Origin of the sequence: Micromonospora sp. NPDC049274 (assembly GCF_040678875.1) — a bacterium.
Classification (GTDB): Bacteria; Actinomycetota; Actinomycetes; order Mycobacteriales; family Micromonosporaceae; genus Micromonospora.
This window is the reverse complement of record NZ_JBFAQS010000017.1, coordinates 78,396-98,940: the sequence shown is the minus strand read 5'-3', so window position 1 is coordinate 98,940 and position 20,545 is coordinate 78,396. Positions and strand designations below refer to the sequence as shown.

Annotated in this window: 16 protein-coding genes; 12 read left to right on the top strand and 4 right to left on the bottom strand. The window is 72.3% G+C overall.

From position 1 onward, the window contains the following. Positions 1-72: 72 nt before the first annotated feature. On the bottom strand, positions 73-2,445 hold the full coding sequence (locus tag AB0K10_RS26720) for a DEAD/DEAH box helicase (RefSeq protein ID WP_363687940.1): 2,373 nt from the start codon (positions 2,443-2,445) through the stop codon (positions 73-75). A gap of 188 nt (positions 2,446-2,633) precedes the next feature. On the opposite strand from AB0K10_RS26720, the gene AB0K10_RS26715 reads away from it, so the two are divergent. From AB0K10_RS26715 to topA, 6 genes are all read left to right on the top strand, one after another. Next, positions 2,634-2,990 (top strand): STAS domain-containing protein, encoded by a 357-nt coding sequence (locus tag AB0K10_RS26715; protein WP_363687846.1) that lies wholly within the window; start codon positions 2,634-2,636, stop codon positions 2,988-2,990. Continuing rightward, positions 2,987-3,424, top strand: coding sequence for an ATP-binding protein (locus AB0K10_RS26710; protein ID WP_363687844.1), 438 nt, complete (start codon positions 2,987-2,989; stop codon positions 3,422-3,424). The genes AB0K10_RS26715 and AB0K10_RS26710 overlap by 4 nt, the downstream gene beginning before the upstream one ends. A gap of 370 nt (positions 3,425-3,794) precedes the next feature. Beyond that, on the top strand, positions 3,795-6,155 hold the full coding sequence (locus AB0K10_RS26705) for a sodium-translocating pyrophosphatase (RefSeq protein WP_363687842.1): 2,361 nt from the start codon (positions 3,795-3,797) through the stop codon (positions 6,153-6,155). Between the two features lie 102 nt (positions 6,156-6,257). After that, a complete protein-coding gene (locus AB0K10_RS26700; RefSeq protein ID WP_363687840.1) occupies positions 6,258-6,800 on the top strand; it encodes a hypothetical protein in 543 nt (180 codons plus the stop codon). Next, the gene (locus tag AB0K10_RS26695) at positions 6,791-7,549 is read left to right on the top strand and encodes a hypothetical protein (RefSeq protein ID WP_363687838.1); all 759 of its coding nucleotides are present in this window, start codon (positions 6,791-6,793) and stop codon (positions 7,547-7,549) included. The genes AB0K10_RS26700 and AB0K10_RS26695 overlap by 10 nt, the downstream gene beginning before the upstream one ends. A 348-nt stretch (positions 7,550-7,897) precedes the next feature. Then, positions 7,898-10,807 (top strand): type I DNA topoisomerase, encoded by a 2,910-nt coding sequence (gene topA, locus AB0K10_RS26690; protein WP_363687836.1) that lies wholly within the window; start codon positions 7,898-7,900, stop codon positions 10,805-10,807. Between the two features lie 80 nt (positions 10,808-10,887). On the opposite strand, the gene AB0K10_RS26685 is transcribed toward topA, so the two are convergent. Both AB0K10_RS26685 and AB0K10_RS26680 read right to left on the bottom strand, forming a co-directional pair. Continuing rightward, the gene (locus AB0K10_RS26685) at positions 10,888-11,847 is read right to left on the bottom strand and encodes a DUF559 domain-containing protein (RefSeq protein ID WP_363687834.1); all 960 of its coding nucleotides are present in this window, start codon (positions 11,845-11,847) and stop codon (positions 10,888-10,890) included. Positions 11,848-11,958: 111 nt separating this feature from the next. After that, positions 11,959-13,275 (bottom strand): D-arabinono-1,4-lactone oxidase, encoded by a 1,317-nt coding sequence (locus tag AB0K10_RS26680; RefSeq protein WP_363687832.1) that lies wholly within the window; start codon positions 13,273-13,275, stop codon positions 11,959-11,961. 226 nt (positions 13,276-13,501) lie between these two features. On the opposite strand from AB0K10_RS26680, the gene AB0K10_RS26675 reads away from it, so the two are divergent. Next, on the top strand, positions 13,502-14,107 hold the full coding sequence (locus tag AB0K10_RS26675) for a TetR/AcrR family transcriptional regulator (protein WP_363687938.1): 606 nt from the start codon (positions 13,502-13,504) through the stop codon (positions 14,105-14,107). Between the two features lie 20 nt (positions 14,108-14,127). Here the strand turns inward: AB0K10_RS26675 and AB0K10_RS26670 are convergent, their stop codons facing one another. Further along, positions 14,128-15,333 (bottom strand): amino acid deaminase/aldolase, encoded by a 1,206-nt coding sequence (locus AB0K10_RS26670; RefSeq protein WP_363687830.1) that lies wholly within the window; start codon positions 15,331-15,333, stop codon positions 14,128-14,130. Positions 15,334-15,650: 317 nt separating this feature from the next. On the opposite strand from AB0K10_RS26670, the gene tmk reads away from it, so the two are divergent. The 5 genes from tmk to AB0K10_RS26645 all read left to right on the top strand — a co-directional run bounded on the left by tmk (position 15,651) and on the right by AB0K10_RS26645 (position 20,457). Beyond that, positions 15,651-17,741 carry a dTMP kinase gene (gene tmk / locus AB0K10_RS26665; protein ID WP_363687936.1) on the top strand — a complete coding sequence of 697 codons (2,091 nt, stop codon included), beginning with the start codon at positions 15,651-15,653 and terminating at the stop codon, positions 17,739-17,741. Then, positions 17,741-19,009 (top strand): DNA polymerase III subunit delta', encoded by a 1,269-nt coding sequence (locus AB0K10_RS26660; RefSeq protein ID WP_363687828.1) that lies wholly within the window; start codon positions 17,741-17,743, stop codon positions 19,007-19,009. Before tmk ends, AB0K10_RS26660 begins: the two co-directional genes overlap by 1 nt. A gap of 122 nt (positions 19,010-19,131) precedes the next feature. Next, a complete protein-coding gene (locus tag AB0K10_RS26655) occupies positions 19,132-19,461 on the top strand; it encodes a YbaB/EbfC family nucleoid-associated protein (protein WP_007454690.1) in 330 nt (109 codons plus the stop codon). 1 nt (position 19,462) lies between these two features. Beyond that, complete coding sequence (locus tag AB0K10_RS26650) at positions 19,463-19,768, top strand: hypothetical protein (protein ID WP_363687826.1); 306 nt, start codon at positions 19,463-19,465, stop codon at positions 19,766-19,768. Beyond that, a complete protein-coding gene (locus AB0K10_RS26645; protein ID WP_363687824.1) occupies positions 19,768-20,457 on the top strand; it encodes a hypothetical protein in 690 nt (229 codons plus the stop codon). Before AB0K10_RS26650 ends, AB0K10_RS26645 begins: the two co-directional genes overlap by 1 nt. Positions 20,458-20,545: the final 88 nt, after the last annotated feature.

The following is a 20,545-nucleotide window of genomic DNA, read 5'->3' as shown; positions in this document are numbered from 1 at the left end:
ACTAGAACAAGCATCGATGGAAGCGCTCCCATGCCATTGTGCCCAGAGCCGCGCGGATTCATGCAAGGTGGCTCAGGCGGGCAGATTTCCCAGCACCACGTCGAGCACCCGGATCGCGTCCGGCTTGGAGAGCGGGTTGTTGCCGTTGCCGCACTTCGGCGACTGCACACAGGACGGGCAGCCGGTCTCGCAGCCGCACTCCGCTATCGCGTCTCGCGTGGCGCGCAGCCACGCCGACGCCGTCCCGTACGCCCGCTCGGCGAAGCCGGCGCCGCCCGGGTGTCCGTCGTAGACGAAGACCGTGGGCGCCTCGGTGTCCGGGTGCAGGGCGGTCGAGAGCCCGCCGATGTCCCACCTGTCGCACGTCGCCATCAGTGGAAGCAGGCCGATCGCGGCGTGTTCGGCGGCGTGCAGCGCACCCGGCACGTCGGCCTGCTGGACCCCGGCGGAGGCCAGTGATCGCGGTGACAGCGTGAACCAGACCGCCACCGTGCGCAGCTCCCGGGTGGGCAGGTCGAGCGGTCGGGTGTCGATCACCTCGCCGGTGGCGATCCGGCGCCGCTGGTACGACACGACCTGGCTGGTCACGTCCACCTCGCCGAGGAACATGCCGACCGGTCCGGCGTCCACGTAGGAGCGCACCGACACCACGGACAGGTCCGTGACGTCCCGGGCGTGGGTGGACCAGTCCGGCTCCTCGACGTGCACCAGCGCGCACCCGTCGGCCAGGTCCAGGTCGTCCACCACGTACGAGACGCCCTGGTGCAGGTAGACCGCGCCGGGGTGCAGCAGGAAGTGCGACGAGCCGCCGTCGACAGTGCCGAGGAGGCGACCGGTGGCGGACTCCACCACGACGACCGGGGCGCCGCCCTCGCCGCGCAGGTCCACCTCGGGACGCTCGCGGTGCCGCCAGTACCAGCCGGTGGGCCGCTGCCGCAGCGCCCCCGCCTCGACCAACTGGTCGATGGCCTCCTTCGCCCCGTCGCCGAAGAGCGCCAGGTCGGCCGGGGTGAGTGGTGCCTCGACGGCCGCGCAGGCCAGCTGCGGCGCCAGCACGTACGGGTTGGCCGGGTCCAGCACCGTCGCCTCGACCGGCGCACCGAAGATCGCCTCCGGGTGGTGAACCAGGTAGGTGTCCAGCGGATCGTCCCGCGCCACCAGCACCGCGAGGGCCTCCTGCCCGGATCGTCCGGCGCGGCCCGCCTGCTGCCACAGCGACGCCCGGGTGCCCGGATAGCCACAGATCAGCACCGCGTCCAGACCGACCAGGTCGACGCCCAGCTCCAGCGCGTTGGTGGAGGCCAGGCCGAGCAGGTCACCGTGCAGCAGCGCCCGTTCCAGCTCGCGCCGCTCCTCGCGCAGGTAGCCACCCCGGTAGGCGGCGACCCGGTCACCGAGCCCTGGGACCGCGTCGTCCAGCGCCCGGCGCGCGTTGGCGGCCACCACCTCGGCGCCCTTGCGGGACCGGACGAACGCGAGCGTGCGTACCCCCTCGGCGACCGTGTCGGCGAGCAGGTCCGCGGTCTCCCGCAGCGCGGACCGGCGGACCTGGCGAAGCTCGTCGTGCTCGCCGGTGGCCTGCGGGGGCACCGGAGGAGACGCAGAAGAGTCGGGTGGCAGCAGCGGCGGCTCCCAGAGCGCGAAGGTCACCCCGCCGCGCGGCGACGCGTCCTCGGTGACCGCCGTCACCGGCAGGCCGGTCAGTCGTCCGGCCGCGGTCGCCGGATCGCCGGAGGTCGCCGAGGCGAGCACGAACACCGGGGTGGCGCCGAAGCGGGCGCACTGCCGGCGCAGTCGCCGCAGCACGTGCGCCACGTGCGACCCGAACACACCCCGGTAGGTGTGGCACTCGTCGATCACCACGTACGCCAGCCGGCGCAGGAAACCGGACCACTGGGCGTGGCCGGGCAGGATGCCGTGGTGCAGCATGTCCGGGTTCGTCAGCACGAAGCGGGAGTGCCGGCGGATCCACTCCCGCTCGGCGCGCGGTGTGTCCCCGTCGTAGCAGGCGGGGCGTACCCCCTCCAGGGCCAGGTCGGCGACGGCCCGCAACTGGTCGGCGGCGAGGGCCTTGGTCGGCGCCAGGTAGAGCACCGTGGCTCGGGGGTCGGCGAGCAGGGTGGCAAGCGCCGGGAGCTGGTACGCCAGCGACTTGCCGGACGCGGTGCCGGTGGCGACGATCACGTGGCCGCCCTCGTACGCCAGGGTGGCCGCCTCGGCCTGGTGCTGCCAGGGCGCGACCACGCCGCGACGGGCGAACGCCGCCCGCAGCTCCGGTGGCGCCCACGCCGGCCACGGTGCGGGTACCCCGACGCGGGCCGGCACCCGCTCGACGTGTGTGACCGGATCGCCGGCGCCCCGGGCGCGCAGCCGGCGCAGCAGGTCGACGGGCGCTGGGCCAGCGTCGTGACCTGCGGATACGGTGGGCGCGGCGGACGACTCCAGCTCGCGGCGCGGCGTAGGGCGCGCCGAGATGAAGTCGTTGGAGGTCACGTCCTGCACTCTCGCACTGGTGTTCGGAGATGAAAAGCCGGGCCCGGGGGTAAGGGGAAGCCTCCGCCGGTGACCGCAGGGTGTCCCGGCGGTAGTGGTTAGATGCCCAGGAGAGTTTACGGCTCTGGCGAGGAGGACCGATGGAGCTGTCGCTGGCGACGCGCACCGTGGGCGAGCACACGGTGCTCGAGGTCGGCGGTGAGGTGGACGTCTACACCGCGCCCCGGCTCCGTGAACGACTCCTCGAGCTGATCGACGGTGGCGCGCGACACGTGGTCGTGGACCTCGGGCGGGTGGACTTCCTCGACTCCACGGGGCTGGGCGTGCTGGTCGGCGCGCACAAGCGGCTGCGGACGGCCGGCGGCTCGTTCTCCCTGGTCTGTGACAAGGAGCCGCTGCTCAAGATCTTCCGGATCACGGCGCTGGACCAGGTGTTCCCGCTGCACCCCACGGTCGAGGCGGCGGTCGGTGCGGGCCCGACCGGCGCCAACGCGTGATGGCGACGGTCCGGCTCTCCTTCTCTCCGGCGCCGGTGCACGTGCGTACGGCCCGACTTGTCGGCGTCGCCGTCGCCCGACGTGCCGGTGTCCGCGAAGACCTGCTGGACGAGGTGCGCCTGGCCATCGGTGAGGCGTGCACCCGGGCGGTCGCCCTGCACCGCCAGTACGGCCTGGCCGATCCGGTGCTGGTGGAGATGTCCGACGGCGGCTCGTACGCGGTGCGGGTGGTGGACCGCGCGCCGATCGAGGCAGGCATCGGGCTGGCGGCGTTGCCGCCGGACGAGTTGGCCAACGAGTCGCTTACCGACGAGGCGCTTACCACTGGCGTCGGGTTCGCGCTGCTCGCGGGCTTCGTCGAGGATCTTCAGGTGCGCCCGGTCGACGAGGGCATCGGCACCGAGGTGCGGATGGTGTGGCCGGTCGGCCGCTGACCCACTCCGGTATCCCGGCCGCACAACCGCCAGGCCGCACAACCCGCAAGGCCGCATGACCGCCCGCCAGGCCGCATCCCCGTCAGGGGGTGCGGCCTTGTCGTCATGGATCGGGCCCTATATCAGATTTCGTTTCATAACACAGCGACGAAGATCATCGAGACACGGTGCCACCTCGATGTGACCTCGAACACTGTGGAGGGCTACAGTACCCGGGTTGTCAGCAAGTGATCCAGCCCGCAGCCAGCGGGTATGGGTGGGTATCGCTGGTCCGCTGGGGTGGGTTGGCGCGCGCTTGCGAGTCCGCATCCAGGCGTCGACAGGTGCGTCTCCACCGTCGACGCGAGTGTTCGGTAACAGGAGGACACAGATGTCCGAGACCTTGGCCGCCGATGGCGGCGGGCTTTCCCTTACCGGAAGCAATGTCACGTACGTCGTCATCGCCGCGGTCATCGCGCTGGTGGCGCTCGTCTTCGCCGCCGCATTGACGAAGACGGTGCTGGCAGCCGGCAAGGGCACCACCAATATGCAGGAGATCTCGGGGGCGGTCCAGGAGGGCGCCTCGGCCTACCTGCTCCGCCAGTTCCGCACGTTGGCGATCTTCGTAGTCGTCGCCGTGGTGCTGCTCTTCCTGCTGCCGGTGCACGACACCGACGGCAGCGAGATTGCCGTGAAGGTCGGCCGCTCGCTCTTCTTCGTCGTGGGCGCCGTGTTCAGCGCGTCCATCGGCGGCGCCGGCATGTGGCTGGCCACCCGCGCCAACCTGCGCGTGGCCGCCGCAGCCCGGGAGCGACAGGGTGGCCGCGAGGCGGCCATGAAGATCGCCTTCCGGACCGGTGGCGTGGTCGGCTTCCTCACCGTCGGCCTCGGCCTCTTCGGCGCCGCGCTTGTCGTCCTGGTCTACCGGGGTGACGCGCCCACCGTGCTGGAGGGCTTCGGCTTCGGCGCCGCGCTGCTCGCGATGTTCATGCGTGTCGGCGGCGGCATCTTCACCAAGGCCGCCGACGTCGGCGCCGACCTGGTCGGCAAGGTCGAGCAGGGCATCCCCGAGGACGACCCGCGCAACGCCGCCACCATCGCCGACAACGTGGGCGACAACGTCGGTGACTGCGCCGGTATGGCCGCCGACCTGTTCGAGTCGTACGCGGTGACGCTCGTCGCCGCGCTGATCCTCGGCCGCGCCGCCTTCGGCGAGGACGGTCTGGTCTTCCCGCTGATCATCTCCACCATCGGCGTGCTGGTAGCCATCGTCGGTGTCTTCATCACCCGGCTGCGCACGTCCGACCGCAGCGGCCTGACCGCCATCAACAGGGCCTTCTACCTCTCCGCGGTGCTCTCCGCGGTGCTGGTGGCCATCGCCGCGTACGCGTACCTGCCGGCGACCTTCGCCGAGTTGGAGGGCGGGCTCGACGTCACCGACCGCAACCCGCGACTGGTGGCCATCGGCGCGGTCGTGATCGGCATCGTGCTGGCCGCGGCGATCCAGGCGCTGACCGGGTACTTCACCGAGACCAACCGCCGGCCCGTGCAGGACATCGGCAAGAGCTCGCAGACCGGCGCCGCCACGGTGATCCTGGCCGGCATCAGCATCGGGCTGGAGTCGGCTGTCTACTCGGCGCTGCTGATCGGCGCCGGCGTCTTCGGGGCGTTCCTGCTCGGCGGCAGCTCCATCACGCTGTCGCTGTTCGCGGTGGCGCTGGCCGGCACCGGCCTGCTCACCACTGTCGGCGTCATCGTCGCCATGGACACCTTCGGGCCGATCTCCGACAACGCCCAGGGCATCGCCGAGATGTCCGGTGACATCGACGAGCACGGCGCCCGGACGCTCACCGAGCTGGACGCCGTGGGCAACACCACCAAGGCGATCACCAAGGGCATCGCGATCGCCACCGCGGTGCTGGCGGCGACCGCGCTGTTCGGCTCGTACACGGACACGCTGAAGGCTGCGTACGGGGACGCAAAGGTGGGGAACGTCGAGGCGGAGATCCTCAACGCGCTCAACCTGGCCAACCCGCGCAACCTGGTCGGCCTGATCATCGGTGCGGCTGTCGTCTTCCTCTTCTCCGGGCTGGCCATCAACGCGGTGTCCCGCTCGGCAGGCGCCGTGGTGATGGAGGTTCGCCGGCAGTTCCGTGAGCTGCCCGGCATCATGGACCGCACCCAGCGCCCGGAGTACGGCAAGGTCGTCGACATCTGCACCCGGGACGCGCAGCGCGAGCTGATGACCCCCGGTCTGCTCGCCATCCTGGCGCCGATCGCTGTCGGCTTCGGCCTCGGGCCCGGCGCCCTGGCGGCGTACCTCGCCGGTGCGATCGGTGCCGGCACCCTGATGGCGGTCTTCCTGGCCAACTCCGGTGGCGCGTGGGACAACGCCAAGAAGCTGGTCGAGGACGGCGCGTACGGCGGCAAGGGGTCCGAGGCGCACGCCGCAACTGTCATCGGCGACACCGTCGGTGACCCGTTCAAGGACACCGCCGGCCCGGCGATCAACCCGCTGATCAAGGTGATGAACCTGGTCTCGCTGCTGATCGCGCCCGCCGTGGTGGCGTACAGCGTCGGTGACGACCGCAACGTCGCACTGCGGGTGGGCATCGCGCTGGTCGCGACGCTGATCATCGTGGCGTCGGTGGTCTTCAGCAAGCGCAAGGGCATCGCGATGGACGACTCCGACGCCGGTGGCACCACCGGCGCGGGCAGCGCCGACCAGCGGCCGGAGACGGTCAACGCCTGAGCGACACCGGCACCGGGGTCCCCGTTCGACGTACCCGTCGGGCGGGGACCCCGGCCATCCGGACCGGTGCCACGCCTGACCGAAGGCCGTACGCTGCAACGCATGCGTACGTGCCGGGCGTCTGCCGCCGGAAAGCTCACGGTGGTCCTGGCCACGCTCGTCGTCGTCCTCGCCGGCTGCGGTGGCGGGCCCAGCCCGCGGGCCTGGGCGGCGTCGGTCTGCGGCGCGCTCACGCCGTGGCGCTCCGAGATCAGCAAGTTGACAAGCAGCACCGATCAACAGATGACGGCGCAGACCACTCCGGCGCAGGCCAAGGAGAACCTGGTGCGGCTCTTCGGTGGAGCGGAGCAGGCCAGCGAAACCGCGCGCCGCAAGGTCGAGCAGGCCGGCGTCCCGGAGACCGACAACGGCGAGGCCATCTCCGCCGGGTTCCGCGGCTCGCTGAGCAAGATGCGGGACGCCTACGGCCGGGCCCGGGACACCATCGAGGGGTTGGGCACCGGCGAGCCGACAACCTTCTACGACGGCGTGCGGGCCGCCGTCGAGACACTCAACAAGGAGTACGACGCCAGCGCCCTGGACACCAGCAAGCTCAACTCCGAGGAGTTGAAACAGGCATTCGACGAGGTGCCGGAGTGTCGCTGAACGGGCTCGGTGACTCTTCGGCGGCGCAGCCGCTGGAGGCGCTGTTCCCCGTACCCGAGCCGGATCCGCCGGACACCGGCGCGGCGACGTCGGGCGCCAGCCGGCGGCGGGGCGACCCGGCCCGATCGGAGTCGAGTCGACCCGGGTCGCCGCACGCCGACGACGCGGGCCGGCAACTTGTCTTCTTCGGCGCGGATGCCGCCGAGCCGACGGTCGCCGACCTGGCCGGCTTGCTGGCCGGGCCGGGCGAGGTGGTCCGGATGGGCGGCACGGCCCGACTCGCGGTGCGGGTGGACGCCGCCTGGCGGGTGCACGTGCTCGTCGCCGAACTGGCGCTGCGCGGCCTGGCCGCGAGCTGGGAGCCGACCGAGGACGAGCGACACACCGTCCGTACGTCGTACACCCGTCTGTTGAAGCCGCTCGCGGTCGCCTGGCTGCACGGCCCGACGAAGCGTCCGCCGGCGATCTTCCACCTGACCGGCCGGCGGCTGCGGCTCTGGCTCGCCGCCGCCGGGACGCCGGAGCCGCCCAGTGGGTTCCTGCTGCGGCTCGGCGCGGGCGACCAGGAGTCCTGGGACGCGATCGGCGCAGCCCTCGCCGCCGCCGGTCTGGCCGGCACGTTTGTCGGCCCCGACGAGGGCGGTCCGGCGTACCGGATCACCGGCCGGCGCCGGTTGGCGCGGCTCGCCGAACTGGTCGGCGGGCCACCGCCGACGGCGCCAACGGACGCCTGGCCCAGCCGGGCCTGAACCAGGCAATTCGCCCAAGTCGGGAGGGGTGGTCGGCTGTCCGGTGCCGGACAGCCGGCGGGCCGATCCAGAGGAAAACGGGCGGGTCGGATCTCGGTCGATGGTCCGCCATCGTCACAGTGACCCGCTTCGAGCCCTACTCACGGTGTACGGTGGCGCCGTCCGGCAGTGCCGAGCACGGCGGGGCGGAGTTGACCGCCGCGCCGCAGCGGATTGCCGCCCGCGAAACCCGAAACGCGGACGGCGCGTTACGTTGGACATCCGGACCGCCGGTGCCGCGGCGGGGTGGAGAGCGGTCGCTGTTCCCGGCGCCGGCAGGCCACGAGCAGGAGTGAGGACGACAGAGACGTGCCGAGCAAAGCTGGAACCACCCGTCTGGTCATCGTCGAGTCACCGGCGAAGGCCAAGACGATCTCGGGCTACCTCGGCCCGGGGTACGTCGTGGAGGCCAGCTTCGGTCACGTCCGCGACCTGCCGCGCAACGCCGCCGACGTGCCGGCGAAGTACAAGGGCGAATCCTGGGCCCGGCTCGGGGTGGACGTGGACAACGGGTTCCACGCCCTCTACGTCGTCTCCGCCGACCGCCGACAGCAGATCAGCAAGCTGGTGAAGCTGTCCAAGGAGGTCGACGAGATCTTCCTGGCGACGGATGAGGACCGCGAGGGCGAGGCGATCGCCTGGCACCTGGTGGAGACGCTCAAGCCCAAGGTGCCGGTCAAGCGGATGGTCTTCCACGAGATCACCAAGCCGGCGATCCAGGCGGCGGTGGCCAACCCACGGGAGATCGACCGCGATCTGGTCGACGCCCAGGAGGCTCGGCGGATCCTCGACCGCCTCTACGGCTACGAGGTCTCCCCGGTGCTGTGGAAGAAGGTCATGCCGAAGCTCTCGGCGGGCCGGGTGCAGTCCGTGGCGACCCGGATCGTGGTCGAGCGGGAGCGGCAGCGGATGGCCTTCCGCACCGCCGAATACTGGGACATCCTGGCCACCCTCGCCGTGGCGAACGCCGGTGAGGGGCCGCGCACCTTCAACGCCACCCTGGTCGCGCTGAACGGCGACCGGATCGCCACCGGCAAGGACTTCGAGCCGACCACCGGTCGGGTCCGGGCCGGCGCGGGCGTCGTGCACCTGGACGAGGGCGGTGCCCGTGGGCTCGCGGCCCGTCTGGAGGGCCGGCCGTTCACAGTCACCCGCGTCGAGGAGAAGCCCTACCGCCGTCGCCCGTACGCGCCGTTCATCACCTCGACCCTCCAGCAGGAGGCGGCCCGCAAGCTGCGCCTGTCCTCGCAGCAGACGATGCGCACCGCGCAGCGGCTCTACGAGAACGGTTACATCACCTATATGCGTACCGACTCGGTGAACCTGTCGGAGACCGCCATCTCGGCGGCCCGCCGGCAGATCGTCGAGCTGTACGGCGAGCGCAGCGTGCCGCCGGAGCCGCGCCGCTACACCGGCAAGGTGAAGAACGCGCAGGAGGCGCACGAGGCGATCCGCCCGGCGGGGGACAACTTCCGCACCCCGGGTGAGGTGGCCAAGGAGCTGTCCGCCGAGGAGTTCAAGCTCTACGAGCTGATCTGGCGGCGGACGATCGCCTCGCAGATGACCGACGCGGTCGGTTCCAGCGTGTCGGTCCGCATCCGCGCGGTCTCCACCTCGCAGGAGGAGGCCGACTTCGGCGCGACCGGCAAGACGATCACCGACCCGGGCTTCCTGCGCGCGTACGTCGAGTCCAGCGACGACGAGAACGCCGAGGCCGAGGACGCCGAGCGCCGGCTGCCCACCCTCGTCAAGGACCAGCCGCTGACCGCCGACGAGCTGGCCGCGCAGGGCCACCACACCCAGCCGCCGTCGCGCTACACGGAGGCGTCGCTGGTCAAGGCCCTGGAAGAGCTGGGCATCGGGCGGCCGTCCACCTACGCCTCGATCATGCAGACGATCCAGGACCGGGGGTACGTCACCAAGCGCGGCCAGGCGATGATCCCGACGTTCCTGGCCTTCGCGGTGATCGGGCTGATGGAGCGGCACTACCCGCGTCTGATCGACTACGACTTCACCGCCACAATGGAGAACGAGCTGGACGAGATCGCCGGCGGTGACCACGCCGCTGTCGACTTCCTCACCGCGTTCTACTTCGGCAGCGCCAACGGCGCCGGTGACCAGGACATCGCCCGCTCCGGTGGGTTGAAGAAGCTGGTCACCGAGAACCTCAGCGACATCGACGCGCGCAGCGTCAACTCGATCCCGCTCTTCACCGACGACGACGGCCGCGAGGTAGTGGTCCGGGTCGGCCGGTACGGCCCGTACCTCCAGCGTGAGCTGCCCGGCGGCGAGCAGCCGGCGGCGACGGCTGCCGGGGCGGCTTCGGACTCGACGGCGGCTTCGGCTTCGACGGCGGCTTCGGGTGAGGGTGAGGAGAGCAGCCCCCAGGGCGACCGGGCACCGATCCCCGAGGGCCTCGCCCCGGACGAGCTGACTCCGGAGAAGGTGCACGAGCTGTTCCTCGGCGGCAGCGGCGAGCGCAAGCTCGGCGACGACCCGGCCACCGGCGAGCCGATCGTGCTGAAGTCCGGCCGATTCGGCCCGTACGTGTCCAGTGGCGAGCGGAAGTCCTCGCTGCTGCGCTCGCAGACACCTGACTCGCTCTCGCTGGAGGAGGCGCTGCGGCTGCTCAGCCTGCCCAGGCTGGTGGGCGTCGCGCCCGACGGTGTCGAGGTGTTCGCCAACAACGGTCGCTACGGCCCGTACGTGAAGCAGGGCGAGGAGTTCCGCTCGCTGGAGTCCGAAGAGCAGATGTTCACGGTCACCCTGGACGAGGCGCTGACCCTGCTGGCCGCCCCGAAGACCCGGGGCCGGCGGGCCGCCGCGCCGCCACTGCGGGAGATGGGCGTCGACCCGCTGACCGAGAAGCCGCTGGTGATCAAGGACGGCCGCTTCGGCCCGTACGTCACCGACGGCGAGTTCAACGCGTCCCTGCGGCGCGGGCAGACCCCGGAGGCGTTGAGCCTCGAGGAAGCCTCGGAGATGCTGGCCGACAAGCGCGCCAAGGGCCCGGCGCCGCGCAAGAAGGCGGCGGCGAAGAAGGCACCCGCCAAGAAGGCCACGGCCACGAAGAAGGCCACGGCCACCAAGAAGACGGCCGCTGCCAGCAAGTCCACGGCCGCGAAGAAGACGACGACGGCCAAGGCCACCTCCACGACGGCGAAGAAGACGCCGGCCAAGAAGGCGACCCCCCGCAAGGCCGCGTCGAGCACGGAGTAGAGCCTCGGGACAGGAGATCTTGGTACGCGAGCGCCCCTGGAGGGGCCGTTTCGTACCAAGATCTCGGTCAGGCGAGGTCGTCAGCCGGGCCAGCCGGCGGCTTCGAGGGCGGTTCGGAGCTGACGGACGACTTCGGCGGCGTCTGCGCGGATCGCCCAGGCGGGGAAGCGAAGAACGCGGTCGCCCTCCAACCACAGGTCGTTCTGACGCCGCATGTCCGCCCAGGCAGTCCGCGGATCGAGGTGCTGCCCGCCGTCGATCTCCACGTGGACTCGCCACTTTTCGAACCACGCGTCGAGATAGCGGCGGCGCCCGGCGGCATCGCGTCGAACGGCCTGGCGGGACGGCTCGGGCAGCCCGGCGCGACGAATTAGGTCGAGAAATTCGAGCTCGGCCAGGGAATGCGAGCCTCCGGCGACGTCCACGGCGGTTCGGTGGATCAACTGTCGACGGTGGGCCCGGGGAAGCCGCCCCAGGACGTGGTGCAGGTCGTCGCCGGCGACGAGTCGTTGCTGGAAGCCGGCCGCGATGATGGCCCTCGCCTCGGCGTCGGTGCGCGCCCACTGGGCCGCGTCCACCAGCGACCGGGCAGCTCTGGTGCGGGGCGGTCGCGCCAAGCGGTGAACGTCGGCTGCGGGAAGGAGGGTCGTGCGGTGGACGCGTACACCCGGCGGTATCGCACGGATCTGATGCCTCGCCGGCAGGAGCACGTGGATGATCCGGCTGTCGTAACCGCGCAGTCCGCAGGCGTGAGCGGCCGTCAGGCCACCGAGCAGCGCGGCGGGGCCAGCCGCGAGCAGGGCGATCCACCGGCTCTGCTCGACAGTGATCGGGCCGTTGTGCGTGATCAGGACCGACCGGTGTGCCCGTCGCCAGCGGCCGCTGGACACCCGGTGGCGGATCGCCTTCGGTGACAGGTGTCGTCGTGCCTGGTCGAGGCTGATGACGGCATCCTGCTGGAACAGCAGCCAGGTCAGCTCGTCGGCGTCATCACCGGGCAGCGCCCGCCGCAGCCCGGCCCACCCCGAATTCGCCCGCACGGACCCACCCTGCCCCCGCGCCCGCACAGCTGTCCGTCCCTGTGGATACCGCCCGAGATCTTGGTACGCGGCCGCCCCTGGAGGGGCCGTCCCGTACCAAGATCTCGGACGTCAGGCGCCGAGGACGTGGGTCAGGTGGGGGTTGGTGAAGACGCGGTTCGGGTCCAGGCGGTCGCGGACCGCCTGGAAGTCGGCGAAGCGGGGGTACGCCGTGGCGAGTGACGCGGCGTCGCGGTAGTGCAGTTTGCCCCAGTGCGGACGACCGCCCAGCTCGGCGGCCACCTTCTCGAACGCCTGGAAGTACGGCTCGTACGGCATGCCGACGTACTGGTGCACGGCTACGTACGCGTTGTCCCGGCCGTAGCCGTGCGAAAGCCAGATGTCGTCGGCGGCGGTGAAGCGCACCTCGACCGGGAACAGGACCTTGAACGGCAGCCCGTCCACGATCCGTCGCAGTGCGGTGAGCGCCTCGGGCAGCGCCTCGCGGGGCAGGCCGTACTCCATCTCGACGAAGCGGACCCGGCGCGGGGTGCAGAACACCCGGTCGGAGCGTCCGGTGTACTGCCGTTCGGTGAGCGCGCGGGCGGAGACGGCGCTGATGCCGGGTGCCAGCGCCGGCACGGCCCGGCCGAGGCGACAGGCACCGGCGAAGACGGTGTTGGACAGGAAGTCGTCGTCCAGCCAGCCGCGCCATCGGGGCAGCGGCCGGTCGTTGGCGGGCACCCGGTCGTTGGCCTTGACCTGGACCCGGGACGTGTACGGGAACCAGTAGAACTCGACGTGGTCGTGCCGGCCGATCAGCGCGGGCAGTTCGCCGAGCACGTCGGCCAGCTCGGCGGGACGTTCGTGGGCGCGGAGGACGAAGGCGTCCACGCAGCGCAGGGTCACCTCGACCAGGACGCCGAGCGCGCCGATCGAGACCCGGGCGGCGGCGAAGACGTCGGGGTGTTCGTCGGCGGAGCAGCGCAGCACCTCGCCGGCGCCGGTGACCAGTGTGAGGGCCTCGACGAAGGTGGACAGGCAGCCGTAGCCGGCGCCGGTGCCGTGGGTGCCCGTGGAGATCGCGCCGGCGACCGTCTGCGCGTCGATGTCACCGAGGTTGGGCAGTGCGAGGCCGTGCCGGGCGAGCAGCCCGTTGAGCGTGTGCAGGGTCATTCCCGCCGGTACGGTGACGAGTCGGCGCGCGACGTCGACGCTGACGTCGGTGTCCAACTCGGACAGCTCCATCCGCCGGTCGTCGGCCAGGGCGACAGCGGTGAACGAGTGGCCGCTGCCGGTGACGCGGATGCGGCCTCCGGCGGCGGCGGCGACCCGGACAGCTTCGGCGACGTCGTTCGGCGAGCCGGGGCGCAGGATGGCGGTGGCGCTGCCACGCTGGTTGCCGGCCCAGTTGGACCAGCGGGCGGTGAGCGGTGCGGTGCCGACCATGCGCGCTCCTCATTCATGAATATGAAGTGACTTCATATCAGGAACGTTGTACCTGGTAAATACCGCAATTGCGATCCGCTCGTTGTACCGGTAGTCACGGACTCGTGACGTGGAGATATGTTCATCCGTCGAAGGGGGGTGGCGCCGAGTGTCCACACCAGCCGCCACGACCGGGCCGCTGCGCCGCGTACCGGTGCAGGGTCGAAGTGTTGCGCGGGTCCAGCGCATGTTGGATGCCTGCGCCGAACTCGTCGACGAGGTGGGGTACGAGGGACTGACCACGACCCTGCTCGCCGAGCGGGCCGAAGTGGCGATCGGGTCGGTCTACCAGTTCTTCCCGGACAAACGGGCGATCGTGCAGGCGTTGACCCTGCGCACGATGGAGTCCTACCTGCAGCGGCTCGACGAGCGCTTCGCCTCCGACGAGATGACCCACTGGTGGGACGGCGTCGACGCGGGCATCGACGAGTACATCACGATGCACCGCACCGTCCCCGGCTTCCGTACCCTGCACTTCGGCGACGTGGTCGACCTGCACCTGCTCGATGAGCAGCGGGACAACAACGGCGTGATCGCCGATCAGTTGGCGCGGGTGCTCATCGAGCGCTTCGGGCTGACCGACGTGCCGAAGCTGCGCTTCGTCCTGGAGATCGCGGTGGAGGCCGCCGACGCGCTGATCAAGCTCGCGTTCCGGCGGAAGTCCGACGGCGACGAGCGGGTGCTGCTCGAGGCGAAGGCGCTGATCCGGGAGTACCTGCACCGCCAGGTCGACGGGCGCGACAGCGCCCACTCCGCCGCCGAGCAGCAGGCCGAGGCCGTCCAGCACGTCTGAGTGGGCGCGCCGCGCGCCCGTCAGAGGAACGCGTGGCCCTCGCCCCGGTAGGTGGGCACTGTCGCCACGACCGCGTCCCCCTCGATCAGGTGCAGTTCGTTGACCCGTTCGCACAGCTCACCGGCCTTGGCGTGCCGGAACCACACCCGGTCGCCGACGCGCAGGGTGGCCGCCGCCGCGCCGGAGAGCGGTGTCTGCACCTCACCGGCGCCCTCGGTGCCGACGAGCTTCAGGCCGGCCGGCAGCCACGGTCGGGGCAGCCGGCTGTCGGCGGCCTGACCGGAGGCGATCCAACCGCCGCCGAGCACCGTCGCCAGCTCCGGCGTCGGCCGGCGGACCACCGAGCAGGCGAAGAATGCCGCAGGGCTGGGCCGCCAGGCGCGGTACGCGTCGAACAGCGTCGGCCCGTACAGGCCCGATCCCGCGGTGACCTCGGTGACCGCGGGATCGGCGCTCGTCGCGGCCACGCTGCCGGTGCCACCGCCGTTGACGAACTCCAGGTCGGCGTGCTCGCGTACCGCGGCCACCGCCGCGCCCCGGCGGGCCAGCAACTCGCGGTACGACCCGCGCTGGGCCAGCCTGATCGCGCCCGCCAGCAGCGTCCGCCCCGGCGGCGCGTCGCCCAGGCCGGCGATCTGCGCCTCGTACGACATGAGCCCGGCCAGCCGGAAGCCGGGCCGGTCGGCGATGGCGGCGGCGAGTGCGCCGGCTGCCCGGGCGCTGTGCACCGGCGAGCGCCGGACGCCGACGTGCACCCCGCGCAGTGGTCGCCAGGAGGCGTCCAGGTCCAGGCAGAGCCGTAGCTCGGCGCGCTGCCCCGGGGCTCGGACGGTGTCGATGAAGTCCAGTTGCCCGGTGCTGTCGATCATGAGGGTGACGGCGGCGGCGAGCGTCGGGTCGGCGGCCAGTTCGGCGAGCGCGGCCCGGTCGGCGCTCGGGTACGCGACGAGCACGTCGTCGCTCAGGCCGGCCCGGACCAGCCAGATCGCCTCGGGCACCGTGAACGCCATGACGCCGTGCCAGCCGGGTCGGGCGAGCGCCCGGCCGATCAACTCCCGGCTGCGCACCGACTTGCTCGCCAGCCGGATCGGTTTGCCGGCGGCGCGGTCGGCGAGGGCCGCCGAGTTGGCGTCGAAGGCGGTGAGATCCACCACGGCGTACGGGGGGTCGAGATGGGCGGTCGCCCGGTCCAGGCGGTCGCGCAGTTTGTCGCTTTCGATGGCCACGTGTGCACGCTAACTGTCCGACGATGAATGCGAAATACCCTCGCGTACGTCCCGGGCTGCGGCCGGCGCCTCCGGCGGCCTAGGCTCAGCGAGCAGGAGAATGTCGCCGGTGGGGCGGCCCCCACCGGGTCTAGAGTGTTCCACCGGGGGTGCCCAGCGATGGGCCGGCACGTGGAGGTACGGCCATCGAAAGCCAGAACAGCGGCGAGTCGCCCGGCGTGTCGCGCGCGGGTGACCAGTCGGGCAACGCCGCCAACCAGTCCAGCTCCGGTCAGGTCGATCCGTCCGGCTACGCCGCGATCCGCTCGGTTCTGCGGATCAGGCCGTTCCGACGGCTCTGGATCGTGCTCGGCGCGGCCTCCTTCGGCGACTGGCTCGGTCTGCTGGCCACCGCTCTCTTCGCCGCCTCGCAGGTGCAGGGCAGCACCGCCCAGGGCGCCGCGTTCGGCGGGGTGACCGCGATCCGGCTGTTGCCCGCGCTGGTGCTCGGCCCGGTGGCCGGCGTCTTCGCCGACCGGTTCGACAGGCGCTGGACGATGGTCATCTGTGACCTGCTGCGCTTCGTGCTCTTCGCGTCCATTCCGCTCTACGCCCTCTCCGGCGCGGCGGGTGGCCTGGTGGTCGGCTGGGCGCTGATCGCCACCTTCCTGATCGAGTCGATCACCCTGCTCTGGATCCCGGCCAAGGAAGCCGCGGTCCCGAACCTCATCCCGCGGGCCCGGCTGGAGGCGGCCAACCAGCTCACCCTGATCACCACGTACGGGCTCACCCCGATCGCCGCAGCCGTCGGCCTGGCCGTGCTCGACCGTGGCGTCCGCGGTGCCGTCGGCGGCGACCTGCCCTCCTGGGCCGAACCGGCCCAGCTCGCGCTCTGGATCAACTCGCTGTCCCGGCTCGCCACGGCACTGGTGGTGGCCTTCGGGATCAAGGAGATCAGCGAGGCGCAACGCGGTGAGGTCGGGCGTGCCGAACAGAGCATGTTCCGGCAGTTCTCCGAGGGCTGGAAATACATCGGCAAGACCCCGCTGGTGCGTGGCTTGGTGCTGGGCATCTTCGGCGCGTTCGCCGGTGGCGGCATCGTGGTCGGCACGGCCAAGTTCTTCGCCAACTCGCTCGGCGCCGGCGACGCCGCGTTCTCGCTGCTCTTCGGCGCCATGTTCGCCGGTCTGGCCCTCGGCATCGGTCTGGGCCCGATGATCGTCAAGGACATGTCCCGGCGCCGGTGGTTCGGCATGAGCATCGTGCTGGCCAGCGCTGCCGTGATGACCCTCGCCTTCGCCATCCACCTGTCCATGGCGATCGTCGGCGCGGTCCTGGTCGGCGCCGGCGCCGGAATGGCCTTCCTGGCCGGCACCACGCTGCTGGGCGGCGAGGTGGCCGACGAGGTGCGCGGCCGGGTCTTCGCGGTGGTGCAGATCGGCACCCGGCTGGTGCTGATCCTGGCCATCGGCCTGAGCAGCGTGTTGGTAGGCGTCGGCGGCTCCCGCAAGCTGACCATCGCCGACCTCGGCATCTCCGTCTCCTCCACCCGACTGCTGCTGCTCGCCGCCGGTGCCGCCGGCATCTTCGCCGGGATCAGCGCGTTCGGCCAGATGGACGACAAGAAGGGCGTCCCCGTCCTCGCCGACCTCTGGGGCTCGATCCGCGGTCGCCCGCTGATGCCCTCCGAGCCGTTCGTCTCCGCCGGGCTCTTCGTGGTGTTCGAGGGCGGCGAGGGCGCCGGCAAGTCCACCCAGCTCGCCGCGCTCGCCGAGCGGCTGCGCGGCCAGGGGCGTGACGTCCTGGTCACCCGCGAGCCGGGGGCCACGACCGTGGGTAAGCGGATCCGGTCCCTGGTGCTGGACACCTCCGGCGACGACGCGCCCTCTGCGCGCGCCGAGGCGCTGCTCTACGCCGCCGACCGGGCGCACCACGTCGCCGCCGTGGTCCGGCCCGCGCTGGTCCGCGGTGATGTGGTGATCAGCGACCGGTACGTCGACTCGTCGCTCGCGTACCAGGGCGCGGGGCGGACGCTCCCGGTCGACGAGGTTTCCTGGCTCTCCTCCTGGGCCACCGGCGGGCTCAAGCCGGACCTGGTGGTGCTGCTCGACGTCGAGCCGCGGACCGGCCTGTCCCGGGTCGCCTCGCGCAGCGCGGCCGCCGACCGGCTGGAGGCCGAGTCGATAGCCTTCCACGAGCGCGTCCGGTACGCCTTCCTGGACCTGGCCGCCGCCGACCCGAAGCGCTACCTGGTGCTCGACGCGTCCCGGCCGGCCGACGAGATCACCGGGCTGGTGGTCCGGCGCGTTTCGGAGATGCTGGGTAAGCCGGGCGGCATCGTGCACCCCCGCCCCGCGCAGGGCCCGGACACGTCGGTGCAGCCGGAGTTATCCGACGCGGAGCTGGTGATGATGGAGCACAAGACCTGATGCCGGACGTCTTCGCCGACCTGGTCGGTCAGGACGAGGCGGTAGCCGAACTGCGCCGGGCCGCCGCCGCGGCGGCAGCCGTGCTGCGCGCCGGTGCGGCCGACCGGGCACCCGCGCTGATCTCCGCCGGCCCGGCCAGCCCTGGCGAGGCCGGTGACACCGAGCCCGGCGCGCTGGATCCGTCGACCGGGATGACGCACGCCTGGATCTTCACCGGGCCGCCCGGCTCCGGCCGTTCGGTCGCCGCCCGCGCCTTCGCCGCCGCCCTGCAGTGCACGTACGGCACCGGCTGCGGCGAGTGCCCCGGCTGTCACACCACGATGGGCGGCACGAACGCCGACGTCCGGATGGTGGTGCCGGAGGGGCTCTCCATCGGCGTCGGCGAGATGCGCGCGCTGGTGCTGCGCGCGGCCAGCACCCCGTCCGGCGGGCGCTGGCAGGTGGTGGTCATCGAGGATGCCGACCGGCTCACCGAGGCGGCCAGCAACGCGCTGCTCAAGGCCGTCGAGGAGCCGCCGCCGCGTACGGTCTTCCTGCTCTGCGCCCCCTCCACCCACCCCGACGACGTGTCGGTGACCATCCGGTCGCGCTGTCGTGTCGTACCCCTGCGGCAGCCGCCGGCCGCGGCGGTGGCCGAGGTGCTGGTCCGTCGGGACGGCATCGCGCCCGACGTGGCGCAGTGGGCGGCGGCGGCCGCGCAGGGGCACGTGGGTCGGGCCCGCCGGCTGGCCCGCGACCCGGAGGCCCGCAAGCGGCGTGAGGCGGTGCTCGCCGTGCCACGCCGGTTGACAGGCGTCGGCGCGGCGTTCGACGCGGCGTCCGCGCTGATCGAGGCGGCCGAGGCGGAGGCCGAGGCGTCGGTGTCCGAGGCCGACGCGACCGAACGGGCGGCGCTGGAGACCGCGCTCGGCGCGGGCGGCACCGGCCGGGGCGCGGCCGGCGCGCTGCGCGGTGCCGCCGGGCAGCTCAAGGAGCTGGAGAAGCGGCAGAAGTCGCGGGCCACCCGGGCCCAGCGGGACGCGCTGGACCGGGCGCTCGTCGACCTGGCCGGCTTCTACCGGGACGCGCTCACCATGGCGCTGCGAGCCCCGATCGCCCCGGTGCACACCGACACCGCCGCGCTCGCCGGCGCGGGGGCCCAGAAGTGGGACGCCGAGGGGTCGCTGCGCCGGCTGGAGGCCGTCCTCGCCTGCCGGACGGCGATCGAGGCGAACGTCAAGCCACGGATCGCGGTCGAGGCGATGATGCTCGCCCTCTGGAAGGGCTGACCCGCAGCTCCAGCCGGTTGTCCACAGCCATCGACACGTGCGATTGCTGTGCGGTACGGTCCGGTGTGCCGTGGTGACGGTGGCGGCACGCTCAGTGAGGGCCCATCCGGGAGGAGCCGCCGATGCCGCGGGGGGAGATCGACGAGGCCTGGATCGAGGAGGCGGTGCGGCGCTACCGCCGCATCGAATCGCTGCAGGCCGAGTTCGACCAGGCCGTGTCGACAGTCGAGGTCACCGTCCGGTCACCGGACGGGTTGGTCGAGGTGGTGGTCACCGCCGGAGGGCGGATCACCGACGTCCGGTTCCTCGGGCCGCTGCACACCCGCAGCCCACGGGACGTGGCCGGCTCGGTGCAGGCCGCCGTCACCGCGGCCGCCGACGCCGCCGAGTGGGCCCGGGAGAAGCTGCACAACGAGACGTTCGCCGCCTACCGACCGCTCGCGGGGGCCTGACATGGACGCACTGCGCGCGCTCTCCGCCCGGCTCGACGAGGCGAGCGCCACGCTCACCACCCTGTCCCACACGGTCACCGCCAGCGACCCGGCCCAGGCGGCGTTCGGTACGGACGCCCCGGGCCGCCCCGGCGAGATCGGCCGCGCGCTGCACCGACAGTGGACCGCCGCCACCGACGACCGGGCCCGCGAGGCACGAGCCGCCGCCGGTCGGCTCGCCGCCGCCGCCTCGGCGATCCGCGAGGCCGCCGACCGGTACGCCGAGGTCGACCGCGCCGCCCGCCGTCGGATCATCGGAGAACCGTGATGGACCCACTGGACCGGCTCGCCGAACCGGGCCTCGACCTGCTCCACCGGGTGGACGCGTTGCTCGCGGCCGGCGTCCCCGAGGGGCACCGGGTCTGGCCTCTGCTACGCCGGATGCAGGTGCTGCCGGGTGACGCCGTCCGTGGCTTCCTCGACCTCCACCCGGCGCCGCTCGCCAGCGCCGGGCACGCCGTCCGCCGGCTCGTCCGGGGGTACGACGACGTCGGCGCCGCGCTCACCGACCCGGTGCTCTGGTCCGGCCCGGCCGCCTCGGCGTACGGGCAGGAGCGCGCGGCGCTGCTGCGTCATCTCGACGAGGGCCCGGAGAGCCTGGTCGGCCGACTGGACTCCACCGCCGGGTACGCGGACGCGCTCGCCGACTGGGTGGAGGGCAGCCGCCTCGCCCTGGCCCGCACGATCGCCGACGTGCTGCGCTCGGCTGAGGCGGTGGCCGTTGTCGCCGCCACCGCCGCCGGCCCGCCGACCCGCTTGACGCCTGTCGGCCCGGGTGTCGCCGACGCGGCCGAGATCGCCGCGCGGGTGCTGGCGGTGCTGTGCGTCGCGTACGACGGGGCCGAGACACTGCTGCGCCAGTGGGCGCCGAGCCTGGCCGAGTCCATCTGGCGGTCGCCGCTGGACGGCCGTCCCCGCTACGACCAGCCCACCCAGCCCACCCGGGTCGGCTGGTAGCCGATCGCCGCGGCTCGTCCCCCTCGGGGAGCGCGTCGCCGTCGGGCAGCTCTGCGGACAGGCCACGGCGTCGCTCGCGGGCGCCCGA

Bases quoted from the DNA above. Each gene is read 5' to 3' on its own strand.
- AB0K10_RS26715 (WP_363687846.1), top strand. From the start codon at position 2,634: ATGGAGCTGTCGCTGGCGACGCGCACCGTGGGCGAGCACACGGTGCTC.
- AB0K10_RS26705 (WP_363687842.1), top strand. From the start codon at position 3,795: ATGTCCGAGACCTTGGCCGCCGATGGCGGCGGGCTTTCCCTTACCGGA.
- AB0K10_RS26700 (WP_363687840.1), top strand. From the start codon at position 6,258: ATGCGTACGTGCCGGGCGTCTGCCGCCGGAAAGCTCACGGTGGTCCTG.
- AB0K10_RS26680 (WP_363687832.1), bottom strand. From the start codon at position 13,275: ATGGTCGGCACCGCACCGCTCACCGCCCGCTGGTCCAACTGGGCCGGC.
- AB0K10_RS26675 (WP_363687938.1), top strand. From the start codon at position 13,502: ATGTTGGATGCCTGCGCCGAACTCGTCGACGAGGTGGGGTACGAGGGA.
- AB0K10_RS26660 (WP_363687828.1), top strand. From the start codon at position 17,741: ATGCCGGACGTCTTCGCCGACCTGGTCGGTCAGGACGAGGCGGTAGCC.
- AB0K10_RS26655 (WP_007454690.1), top strand. From the start codon at position 19,132: ATGCCGCGGGGGGAGATCGACGAGGCCTGGATCGAGGAGGCGGTGCGG.
- AB0K10_RS26650 (WP_363687826.1), top strand. From the start codon at position 19,463: ATGGACGCACTGCGCGCGCTCTCCGCCCGGCTCGACGAGGCGAGCGCC.
- AB0K10_RS26645 (WP_363687824.1), top strand. From the start codon at position 19,768: ATGGACCCACTGGACCGGCTCGCCGAACCGGGCCTCGACCTGCTCCAC.